The organism is Clostridium perfringens (assembly GCF_016027375.1).
Lineage (GTDB): Bacteria > Bacillota > Clostridia > Clostridiales > Clostridiaceae > Sarcina > Sarcina perfringens.
This window is the reverse complement of sequence record NZ_CP065681.1, coordinates 1,010,943-1,023,378: the sequence shown is the minus strand read 5'-3', so window position 1 is coordinate 1,023,378 and position 12,436 is coordinate 1,010,943. Positions and strand designations below refer to the sequence as shown.

Here is a 12,436-nt window from a genome sequence, read left to right as displayed (position 1 = left end):
TTCTATAGGCTTTACTAAGTAAATATCTTATTTAATTTAGTTATATATTAATATGTTGAATCTGAAACTTTTCCTTCACATATAGCTATTGAAGCTGATGCTCCTATTCTAGTAGCACCATTTTTGATTACAGCTTCAGCATCTTCTATTGATCTTACTCCACCTGATGCTTTAACTCCCATTTCTGGTCCTACAGTTTCTCTCATTAATTTAATATCTTCTGGAGTTGCTCCACCTGTTGAGAATCCAGTTGATGTTTTAACGAAATCTGCTCCTGCTTTTTTAGCTAATTCACAAGCTTTAACTTTTTCTTCTTCAGTTAAAAGACAAGTTTCTATTATAACTTTTGTAAGCGCTTTCTTATCAGCCGCATCTACAACAGCTTTTATATCTTTCTCTACATATTCATAATCTTTATCTTTTAATCTTCCTATGTTTATAACCATATCAACTTCGTCTGCACCTTTTGCTATTGCATCTTTAGTTTCAAAAGCTTTAACTTCCATAGTGTTTGCTCCTAAAGGGAAACCTATTACTGTACAAACCTTTACTTCGCTGCCTTTTAAAAGTTTAGCTGCTAATTCTACATTAGTAGGGTTTATGCAAACTGAAGCAAAATTGTATTCTAAAGCTTCTTTGCAAAGCTTTTCTATTGATGCCTTATCAGCTTCTGGTTTTAATATAGTGTGGTCTATCATTTTTGCTAATTGTTGTTTATCCATAATACTTCCTCCTAAGATAACATTTTCATTACATATCTAATTATAGAATATAAATTCTAATAAGTCTATAATTTAAATATTTACATTGAATAAATTTAACACTACATGTTTATATAAAATTCTTATTCTATGGGCTTTTGGACACTATCAAAGTATTTTAATATATTTAATATTATGTTATAATACTATCTATCATATAATATGTATTTATAGTAATAATAAATGTAAATTCGTCAACTTAAAAGGAGTTATAATTATGGGTTTCAAAGAAAAATTATCTAAATATTACACTGATTCTTATCTTGAAAAATACGGCGATAGAATGGCTCAATTTCAAGGAAGCGTAATTTCTGAAAAAATCGAAGAAAAAACTATTCTTTGGATATTCCACAAATTAGTTGTTACTTTAATAGTTAAACCTGAGAGAAGTAAGCAAATAATAAAATGCGTATATAAGAAGAATCGTTGGTTTAAAAAACCTACTTTCATAAGTGTGAAAAAAGGAAATAATGTTATAGTTCAAGGACTTAAATCAAATAAGGAAAATGAAAAAGAGTATATTGCTCTAAATAACATACTTAACTTAACTACTAAACAAGATTTAGTACCTGTAGACCATTCACAATTAAAGAAAGCTAGACAACAACAATTTAAACAAAGATAAAAAGCTGTATATTAATACAGCTTTTTTTATTTAAAGCTTACAAACATATTCTGAAAATTACTAGATTTCGCTAATAATTTAAATTCTAAAGCTTATCTAGATATTCTCTTCATATTTTTTGTAAGTTTTATAAAAAATTATTTTGATACACACCATTTTTATATTAAAAAAATAATAATTTATATATCTCATTAAATTTATTTCTTTACTTTTATAAATAAGTATAAGCTATTTATAAAGAATATTATTGTTGAGAAGAATAAAACTATTAACCAATGATTTATACCTAGTACTGTGGTATGGAATATTCCACTAAAGAAAGGAATGTAAATAATACTTAATAACATAAGTATTGATATTGCTACTGCACCTACCAAGTACATATTAGTAAATAATTTTATTTCAAAAATTGAATGTCTTTCTGATCTACATTCAAAAACATGTAATAATTGAGACATAACTAATGTTGATAAAGCCATAGTTCTACATGTACTTAAATCCATTCCATATAATCCACCAACAATAAAGGTTAGTAAGGTACATATTCCAATTAAACATCCTCTTACTAAAATTTTCTCAGTAAGTCCCCTAGCAAATATACCTTCTTTCTTACTTCTAGGCTGTTGATTCATTATATCCTTATCAGCAGGATCTACTCCTAAGGCTATTGCTGGTAGTCCATCTGTAGCTAAATTTACAAAAAGTATTTGTATAGGTAACATAGGAGTTGGAAGATAGAATATGGTAGCTAAAAACATTGTTAAAACCTCTCCTAAATTACATGACAATAAATATCTTATGAATTTTCTTATATTATCATATATTATTCTTCCCTCTTCTACTGCTGATACTATGGTTTCAAAGTTATCATCCATTAAAATCATTGATGAAGCTTCCTTTGTAACATCAGTGCCTGAAATTCCCATAGCAACCCCAATATCAGCTTCTTTTATAGCTGGAGCATCATTTACTCCATCTCCAGTCATAGCAACTATATTTCCATTTTGCTTAAATGCCTTAACTATTCTAAGCTTATGATTAGGAGTAACCCTAGCAAATATTCTCAGCTTATTAACTCTCTTTTTAAGTTCTTTATCATCTAATTTGTCTAATTCTTCTCCAGTTATTACTTGATCCTGAGACTTAGCAATATTTAAATCTTTTCCTATGGCAAAAGCAGTGTTTTTATGGTCACCAGTTATCATTACAGGAGTTATTCCTGCTAATCTACATTTTATAACTGAGTCCTTAACCTCTGGTCTAGGTGGATCTATTATCCCTGCAATTCCAAGGAATATAAGTTCATTTTCAAGACTTTCACTTCTAGTTAAATTATCTACTCTATATGCTCCTCCTATACATCTTAGTGCCCTATTACTCATATTCTCCACAACATTTAATATTTGTTGTTTCTTTTGAGAAGTTAGTAATTTAACTCTTCCTTCTTCATGTATATATCTACATTTATTTATAAGTCTTTCTGGAGCACCTTTTACATAACAAGCCTCTCTTCCATTCTCCTTAACTATAACTGACATCATTTTTCTGCTTGAATCAAAAGGTATATCAAAAACTCTATTTACATTAGATACTGTATTTTTTAATACATCTACATTATTAAAATATGCCTTTATTAAGGCTGTTTCTGTAGGATCACCATTTAATACATCATCTAACTTATCCTTTGAAAAGTCATAATTACAATCATTACAATAAACAAAGGCTTTCATTAAAATAGGTGAATTTGGAATTTTATCCACATCTAATCTACAATGCTTTCCATCTACAAAAATTTCTTTAACAGTCATCTTATTCTGAGTTAAGGTACCAGTCTTATCACTACATATAACTGAGGTACATCCTAGTGTTTCAACAGCTGGTAATTTCTTTACTAAGGCATTTCTTTTTAACATTCTAGAAACTCCTAAAGCTAAAGAAACTGTTACTATAGCCGCCAATCCTTCTGGTATAGCCGCTACGGCTAAACTAACACCTAGCAAAAACATTTCTGTTAAATCATTTCCTCTTATAATACCTAATATAGTAACTAAAGCACATATAGCTAAACATAATACAAGTAAAATTTTCCCTAATCCATCCAATCTCTCTTTAAGAGGAGATTTTTCCTCTTCTATGTCCTGTAACATATCTGCTATAGACCCCATTTTTGTACTCATACCTATAGCTGTTACTCTAAATCTTCCTTTACCTTTTAATACTTTAGTCCCCATGTAAATTAAAGAAGCTTCTTTAGAATTATTTGTTTTGTTAACTCCAACTGATTCTCCAGTAAGTAATGACTCATCAATCATAAAGTTTGTACACTCAAAGATTTCTCCATCAGCAGGAACTCTATCTCCAGCCTCTAATATTACAACATCCCCTATAGTTAATTCATTAGCATTAATTACCTTAATATTCCCATCTCTTAATACCTTACAAGTAGGTGCTGCTAAGGATTTTAATGCATCTAAAGATTTTTCCGTCTTAAATTCCTGTACAAATCCTAAAATTCCGTTTATTACAACAATAACAAATATGGTAATAGCATCTGCAACATCTCCCATAAGTCCTGATATAATAGTAGCTCCAATTAAAACCCATATTATAAAATCATTAAATTGTTGTAATAATATTTTTATAGCAGATACCTTTTTCTTTTCTGTTATTTCATTTAATCCAAATTTTTCTATTCGTTGTTTAGCTTCTTGAGTTGTTAACCCTCTAAAGAGTTCTTTCTCATGCATAACTTCTTGTTCCTCCTTCTTTTCCTAGCAATCTATTGTAATATATGTTTAAACAACTTGCTTTTAGAACTAAAAAATTTCTTATGTAACACCCTATATTAAGAATAATTCTTAAATTTTACCTCATAGAAAATTCTATTAAACTATGATAAAATGAGTGTTGTTAAACTTTACTTTTCATAATTTAGGAATTAAAATATATTCATGAATTAAAAAATTTCGAATAACAAAGGAGGCAACCTAAATGAAGGATGTTATATACATTACAGGACATAAAAATCCTGATTCAGATTCAATATGTGCTGCTTTAGCATATGCTGAATTTAAAAACAAAACTCAAGACACTCCTGCTATACCAGTTAGATTAGGAAATGTTAGCCAAGAGACTCAATACATACTTGATTATTTTGGTGTAGAAGCACCTCAATTTTTAGAAACAGTTAAACTAAAAGTTGAAGATTTAGAAATGGATAAAATAGCTCCATTAGCTCCAGAAGTTTCATTAAAAATGGCTTGGAACATAATGAGAGATAAAAACTTAAAATCAATCCCTGTTGCTGATGGAAATAACCACTTACTTGGAATGTTATCAACATCAAACATAACTGCAACATACATGGATATTTGGGATAGCAATATTCTTGCTAAAAGTGCTACTTCATTAGATAACATATTAGATACATTATCTGCTGAAGCTCAAAACATAAATGAAGAAAGAAAAGTATTCCCAGGAAAAGTTGTAGTTGCTGCTATGCAAGCTGAATCTTTAAAAGAATTCATAAGCGAAGGCGACATAGCTATAGCTGGAGATAGAGCTGAAATACAAGCTGAATTAATAGAGTTAAAAGTTTCTTTATTAATAGTAACAGGTGGACATACACCTTCTAAAGAAATAATAGAACTTGCTAAGAAAAATAACATAACTGTTATTACAACTCCTCATGATTCATTCACTGCATCAAGATTAATCGTTCAAAGTTTACCAGTAGACTATGTTATGACTAAAGATAACTTAGTAGCTGTATCTACTGATGATTTAGTTGAAGATGTAAAAGTAACAATGAGTGAAACTAGATACAGTAACTATCCTGTAATAGATGAAAATAACAAAGTAGTTGGTTCAATTGCAAGATTCCACTTAATTTCTACTCATAAGAAAAAAGTTATCCAAGTTGACCATAACGAAAGAGGTCAATCAGTACATGGTTTAGAAGATGCTGAAGTATTAGAAATCATAGACCATCATAGAGTTGCAGATATCCAAACTGGTAACCCTATATACTTCAGAAATGAACCTCTTGGAAGTACTTCAACAATAGTTGCTAAGAGATTCTTCGAAAATGGAATCAGACCATCAAGAGAAGCTGCTGGACTTTTATGTGGAGCTATAATTTCAGACACATTATTATTTAAATCACCAACTTGTACTCCACAAGACGTGAAAATGTGCAGAAAACTTGCTGAAATAGCAGGAATAGTTCCTGAAACATTTGCTAAAGAAATGTTTAAAGCTGGTACTTCATTAAAAGGAAAGTCTATTGAAGAAATATTCAACGCTGACTTCAAACCTTTCACAATTGAAGGTGTTAAAGTAGGTGTTGCTCAAGTTAACACAATGGACATAGAAGGATTCATGCCTTTAAAAGGTGAAATGTTAGATTACATGAATCAAAAAGCTGAATCAATGGGATTAGAAATGATTATGTTATTACTTACTGACATAATAAATGAAGGTTCACAAATATTAGTGGCTGGAAGAAGTCCTGAAATAGCTGAAGAAGCATTCAAAGTTAAATTAGAGGACTCAACTACTTTCTTACCTGGAGTTCTTTCAAGAAAGAAACAAGTTGTACCACCATTAACTCAAATAATCACAACAAGAGTTAGTAAATAATTTTAATTAAGATAAAAGCAATCTCTAAATAGAGATTGCTTTTTATTTCCAATTTAAAATCTTATAATCCTTATTATTTTTCTTATAATTTATTAAGTAGCCATTTCCTACTAGATCTAATAAAGGTTTATCTGAAAGGGAATCTGAAAACATATATGAATTTTTATAATCTACCTCTATATTATTTTCTTGTAAGTATTCCTTAAGTCTTCTAACCTTTTCTTCCCCTTTGCAGTTCTCCCCTACCATTTTTCTTTCAAACTTTCCTTCATTAAATGAGAACCTTGTTCCTATTATAACATCCACTTCTTTTATATTATAAAGTTCATTTAAATAAAATTCTGGCGAAGCTGATATTAAGTAAATTTTATATCCTTCTGATTTTAACTTTTTCATCATATCAATAGAATCTTTATAAATTATCTTACTTAAAACCTCATCATAATATTTTTTCACAAGGATTTTTAAATCCTTCTCCTCTACTCCATCTATAAATTTAAGAAATGATTGCTTAACCTTTTTTTCATCATAAAACTTTAATCCATACATAAGTCCTGAAAAAGCAGCCCTTGGTAAAAATTTTAAGTTTTTCTTATCTTCTTTTATTAAAAATTTAAATAACTGTAGTAAAGTTTCCTTACTAGTTAAAGTAAAATCAACATCAAATATAGCTAATTTCTCCATGTCATACACCACACTTCAAATAAAATTTATAAAAAATATTATAAACTAAAAAAAAGATGATGTAAAACATCATCTTTTTTTTATTATTCAGCTACATTTTCTTCGTAGAATTTAACAACTTCATCAAACTCTTCTTCTGAAGGAAGAACTAATTCTCCTTCTTCACCTTGAGATTTGAATAGGTAAACTGATTCATCAGGATGTTGTACTAAAACGTACTCTTCATCTTTATATTCAAAAGCATCAATAACATCACAAGTTATTGTGTTTCCTTCTTCATCTTCTAAATCTACAACGAAATGCTCTAAATGTTCATCTTCGCATCCGCATCCTTCATGATGGTCATGTCCATGATCGTGACCGTGTCCACCACATCCGCATCCTTCATGCTTTTCTTCTTTTTCGCTTCCGCAACCACAGTTACCTCCGCAGCATTTGTTTAAATCTTTATCTGACATAATCTTTCCTCCCTTGTGGAAAATTTACTTTATATTAATTGTAACCTTAAATACAAAATAATAAAAGCATTTTCTTTATAATCTTTAATTATATTCTTAACATAATATAATATTATAATCAATAGAAAATAATATTTCTAGTAAATATACTTCTTAATAGAAAAAACTCTCCTAAAGTTTTTACTTTAAGGAGAGTTTTTTATTATATACTAGTGAGTAAATCCTTGTACTCCTGTTTTAGATTTTTGATTTAAAACTCTTGCGTTATTTAAATCTTCTATAGCTGCTTTTAAGTCTCTTAAGTATAATTCAGCTAAATTATGGCTAAGGTCAGCACGACAAACAATTCTTTGAATTATTGTATCTTGTAAGTCTGCTGGTAATGGGTAAGCTGGTACTTGCCATCCTTTCATTAATAATCTATCTGCTAGATCATATAATGTCCAATCAACATTTACATCATCTCTTAATTTATAACAAACTATTGGTAAGTTTTCACCATTATTGTATATTTGGAATAATCCAGTTTTTTCAAGTTCAGATGCTAAGAACATAGCAACATCTTTTGTTCTTTGATGTATTTGTCTATATCCTTCAAATCCATATCTTAAGAAGTTATAATATTGACCTATAATTTGGCTAGCTGATCTTGAGAAGTTAATTGCCATTGTTGGTATTTTTCCTCCTAAGTAGCTTACGTCAAATACTAATTCTTGTGGTAAGTATTCTTTATCTCTCCATAATACCCAACCTATACCAGGATAAACTAGTCCATATTTATGACCTGATGTACTTATTGAAACAACGTTTTTAAGTCTGAAGTCCCACTCTAGTTCTGGTTCTATAAATGGAGCAAACATACCACCTGAAGCAGCATCTATATGCATTGGAACTGTTAATTTTGCAGTTTTATTATACTCTTCAAGTTTTTTATCTAATGCTTTAATATCATCATATTTACCAGTGTAAGTAATTCCTAGTATTCCAACTACACCAATTGTATAATCATCAACATAGTCTAAAACTTTATCTACATTTATGCTCATATGTTCTTCGTCCATTGGAACTAATCTCATTTCTATATCCCAGTAAACACAGAATTTTTCCCAACATACTTGGTATCCTGAAGAAATTACTAAGTTTGGTTTTCTTGATGTAACATCCATACCTAAAGCTTTAGCTCTATTTCTCCATCTAAATTTCATAGCCATACCACCAAGCATACAAGCTTCTGATGATCCAACTGTTGAAGTTCCCATGAAACTTTCATCCTTTGGTGCATGCCATAAATCTGCTAATATATTTACACAACGATTTTCTAAATCAGTTGTTTGAGGATATTCTGATTTATCTATAGCATTTTTTTCTAATGTTTCCGCCATTAATTTTACAGCTTCATCATCCATGTAAGTTTGACAGAAAGTACATAAGTTTTGACGAGCATTACCTTCATCTAGTAAGTCATCCTTAATTAATCTATATGCAACTTGAGGTGCAATTGATTTTTTAGCTAATTCATATTTAGGAATAGATTCATTACTTTCCACAGTACCAAATATTGGTGTTTCAAATTGACTACCTAATTCATTTTTTCCAAAAAGCATTTTAAATACCTCCTAATTTAGCTAAAAACCACTCTTAATCTCTTCATAACTTTCAAGAAATTAAGAGTAATTTTTAGTTATATAAATCATTTTATCTATATTGCCTTAATGACTACCTCATCAAGTTATTTATATAATACACCTTTTGGTATAATATTTAAATTCGTCAATTCGTTACATTTTGTTAATATTTTATTATTTATTTATTAACATTTAAATTTTCTCTCTAATGCTCTTAATTTCTTCAATTTCCTCTTTTTTTCTCTATAAAATATTTTAGAATGATTTTTATTAATAAATACTTAAAATAAGCTCCATATTTTTAATTATTTTATTTCAAACAAACTTATTATTTCATATTTTAATAAAATAATGCATATATAACAAAATGTTGATTAAATATATCCTTATATAAAATATATTTTAAAATTTATATTTCATTAACATTTTATTAAATATTTAAGTAAAAAATTTCTTTTCAATAACACCTTAATAGATTCAATATTTATAAACCTTTATTTTCATTAAATATTTATAAAAAAAGAAGTGAATCCTTAAAAATTCACTTCCATAAAATACATAAATTTAATTTGATGTACCACTCTCTAATATTGACACTATGGAGAATAATGTGAAGCATATAGCTCCTAATCCAACCATGACATGGGCTGGTACAAAATATGCCATGTTAACTAATTCAGCCTCTGATAAATATGCTGATAAAAATAAACAAGCTAAGGCTGTTATAACAGGTATTAAAGGAATTCTCTTAGATAACTTGCTCTTTCTTCTCCACACTGAAGCAAGTAATAATACCTTACTTGAAATACTATAGCATACTAACCCTAAACCTATTAATACATATCCCGGTGCTATAAAAGTTTGATTTTTACTAAATAAAAGCACACATACTCCTAATATAAGGTTTATACTTCCTAATACAATAACTAATATAGACCATTTCCAACGCTCCTTACTAGTAAAAGTATTTTGTATTTGTCTACAAACACTAGCTACTAATGATATTAAACTTCCACAAACTAAAGATATGCCAAATAGTACAAATCCAGCTACCAAACTAGGTACCTTATCTGTATGTCTTAAGAGATTAAATGAAAATATTAGTCCTATTAAAGTGCATATTATAGGAATAGCTATAAGTACATAGGACATTTCTTTACTAAAACATCCCTTAGGTTTTTCACCTTCTTTTAAATTTTTACTATTACTTGGTATAAGCAAAAACTTTGTTGATGATAATGCCACTGTAGATACACAACATGATATCAGTCCCACACCAAAGCCTATGTTTCCAGCCACAAAATATGCAGGATTTCCTCCATTGTTTAAAGCAAAATACAATCCTCCTACCATGCTTATGGCTGCACATAAATATCCAATGGTAGGGAGAATAAACTTAAAAAATGAATTATATTTATTTATTAATTGTCTTATTATTGTTGCTGCTGTAGTAAATAAAGCTATACATATGGCAGTAAAAAATATTATTACATGACTAGCTATTATATATCCATTGCCAAATTTATCTCCAAGTGTATATATGTATGATCCATAAGTAAGGCATATTATTCCCATTAATAATGGTATGGCTCTAAATAATATGCTTATATAATAATTCATACCTCTCACCTCTTTTATTACATAGTTAAAATTTCAAAACTTTTAATTATTTCTCTATAAAATGTTTGAAGTAGCCTATACTTTTAGGCTACTTCAAATATAACTCTAATTTATTTCTGCTATTTATTCCATTTATCATGTAAAGCATAAATTATAAATGGAATTAAAACTGTTACTATGAAACTTATTGATAGTATAGTTAAATATTCTGATACACTTTTTCCTGTTAATTGTGATGGTGGTACGAATGAAATAACTAAAGCAAATACTGATACAGCGAATCCTGCTATTGCTACTATCATCTTAAATGTTTTTCCACCTGGTACATGATAAGCACGTTTTAAATCTCCATGTTTTAATATTAAAATAATATATCCTATGAAGAATAATAAATATCCAACTAAGTATATAACAACTGTTAATGATATTGCAGTAAGGAATGAAACGTTATTTCCACCACCGCCAAATGTTAAAACAGCTGCCCATATAGTAACTACTAAACCTTGAACTAATACTAATGGAACTGGAACTTCATGATTATTAACTTCAGTTAATTTTTTAGGTAATAATCCTTTTTTAGCTGCTGCATACATACCTTCTGAAGGACCTACAACCCATGAACTTACTTCTGCCATAACTCCTAAAGCTAATAGTAAAGCTACTATTCTTGTTATCCAATCAAAACTTTCACCTAAGTTTACAACTACTAATTGATGGAATGTTTGAACAACACCAGCACTTAAGTTTAATTGCTCAGCAGGAATAACTGCTGCTACTGTTAAACCACCTACTGTATTAAGAACTATTGCTAATACAACAAGTATAAACATAGCTAATGGATAGTTTTTGCTTGCATTTTCTAATTTATTAACATGTGATGCTGATGCTTCAACTCCCATGTATGCTAATATAAATGATACGAATACAACTAATGTATTTACCTTTGTAAAGTCAGGTATAAGAGCATGTGCACTTAAATCAACGTGTACTGGATTACCTTTTGCTATGTACATTATACCTAATATAAATAATATAATTGCTGGAACTACAACTCCGAAAACAAATCCTGCTTTAGCTATTTTAGCTGTATTTTTAGTTCCTCCAAATTGTGAGAAAGTTAATCCCCAGAATATGATTAAAACACCTATAAATTTTATTAATGGATTACTATTTAATGCTGGCCAATTTAGCACATAAGATAGAGCCCCTAATATAAAATAAATCATTGTAACAAATCCAACTGTTATTTGGAACCATTGGAAGAAGATCGCTGCGAATCCCCATCTTTCACCTAAAGTATTACCTACCCAAGCAAAGATACCGCCTTCTTCCCATCCATCTACAGTTGCCATTTCTGCTGCACATAATGCAACTGGTAAGAACCATAAAAGTCCGCCTACGATTAAGAAAAATACTAAATGAAATCCTGATGTTGCAAATGTAGGGTATTCATATACTGTCATTACCATTGATGCTGTCATAGCAAAGAACCCAAACAAAGTAAGTGTTTTTGCATTTGCACTTGATTTACTTGGCATAATAAACGCCTCCTCTGTTGTTATTGTTTAATTTATAATTTTAGAAACTTAAGTTTAATACTTAAGCTTTAACAATTAACAACTATTACCTAAGACAAAAATTTATCACGCTCTAAATTTTTGTCTTGAATAATAGCTACCAACTATATTTAAATAATAACCTTTGTTAACAATTTATTCAAAAGTTTCATTCTTTCATTTTTCTGTATTAATTATTAATTTATTCTATTAATTTTATTTTTCTCTAAAATACTTCAATTTTCTTTTATTTTCTTCCTCTTTAACTTAATATCATCAAGAGAGTTATTTAATTAACATTTTATTAAAAATTTATTGAATAAATATAAAAAAGAATATTTATTTATTTAAAATTTTATTTTTTCTAATTGACCATATAATAATTTTATATTTAAAAATTATTAATATTTATCCCTATACAAAATTATTAATATTCATATCTATACAAAGATATTTAATTCTTATT

The 12,436-nt window shown here is 28.7% G+C and carries 9 protein-coding genes; 2 read left to right on the top strand and 7 right to left on the bottom strand.

Annotation, left to right across the window (positions count from 1 at the left end; genetic code table 11):
* Positions 1-47: 47 nt before the first annotated feature.
* The gene (gene deoC / locus I6G60_RS05075; RefSeq protein WP_003470931.1) at positions 48-722 is read right to left on the bottom strand and encodes a deoxyribose-phosphate aldolase; all 675 of its coding nucleotides are present in this window, start codon (positions 720-722) and stop codon (positions 48-50) included.
* 256 nt (positions 723-978) lie between these two features.
* Here deoC and I6G60_RS05070 point away from each other — a divergent pair, with 256 nt between their 5' ends.
* The gene (locus tag I6G60_RS05070; protein WP_003451377.1) at positions 979-1,386 is read left to right on the top strand and encodes a hypothetical protein; all 408 of its coding nucleotides are present in this window, start codon (positions 979-981) and stop codon (positions 1,384-1,386) included.
* A 197-nt stretch (positions 1,387-1,583) separates the two neighbouring features.
* Here the strand turns inward: I6G60_RS05070 and I6G60_RS05065 are convergent, their stop codons facing one another.
* Positions 1,584-4,133 carry a calcium-translocating P-type ATPase, PMCA-type gene (locus tag I6G60_RS05065; protein ID WP_057231911.1) on the bottom strand — a complete coding sequence of 850 codons (2,550 nt, stop codon included), beginning with the start codon at positions 4,131-4,133 and terminating at the stop codon, positions 1,584-1,586.
* Between the two features lie 244 nt (positions 4,134-4,377).
* Between I6G60_RS05065 and I6G60_RS05060 the strand changes: the two genes are divergently transcribed.
* Positions 4,378-6,027, top strand: coding sequence for a putative manganese-dependent inorganic diphosphatase (locus I6G60_RS05060; RefSeq protein ID WP_003451432.1), 1,650 nt, complete (start codon positions 4,378-4,380; stop codon positions 6,025-6,027).
* A 42-nt stretch (positions 6,028-6,069) separates the two neighbouring features.
* On the opposite strand, the gene I6G60_RS05055 is transcribed toward I6G60_RS05060, so the two are convergent.
* The 5 genes from I6G60_RS05055 to gadC all read right to left on the bottom strand — a co-directional run bounded on the left by I6G60_RS05055 (position 6,070) and on the right by gadC (position 11,952).
* Positions 6,070-6,711, bottom strand: a complete 642-nt coding sequence (locus tag I6G60_RS05055) for an HAD-IB family hydrolase (RefSeq protein ID WP_003454832.1) — start codon at positions 6,709-6,711, stop codon at positions 6,070-6,072.
* Between the two features lie 83 nt (positions 6,712-6,794).
* Entirely contained in the window at positions 6,795-7,169 is a 375-nt protein-coding gene (locus tag I6G60_RS05050; RefSeq protein WP_138329810.1) for a DUF1292 domain-containing protein, read from the bottom strand.
* 209 nt (positions 7,170-7,378) lie between these two features.
* Positions 7,379-8,773: a glutamate decarboxylase gene (locus I6G60_RS05045; protein ID WP_003455061.1), complete on the bottom strand. Its 1,395-nt coding sequence runs from the start codon at positions 8,771-8,773 to the stop codon at positions 7,379-7,381.
* Positions 8,774-9,358: 585 nt separating this feature from the next.
* Positions 9,359-10,414 carry a DUF2776 domain-containing protein gene (locus I6G60_RS05040; protein WP_011591039.1) on the bottom strand — a complete coding sequence of 352 codons (1,056 nt, stop codon included), beginning with the start codon at positions 10,412-10,414 and terminating at the stop codon, positions 9,359-9,361.
* A 119-nt stretch (positions 10,415-10,533) separates the two neighbouring features.
* Positions 10,534-11,952 (bottom strand): glutamate:gamma-aminobutyrate antiporter, encoded by a 1,419-nt coding sequence (gene gadC, locus I6G60_RS05035; protein WP_003454789.1) that lies wholly within the window; start codon positions 11,950-11,952, stop codon positions 10,534-10,536.
* Positions 11,953-12,436: the final 484 nt, after the last annotated feature.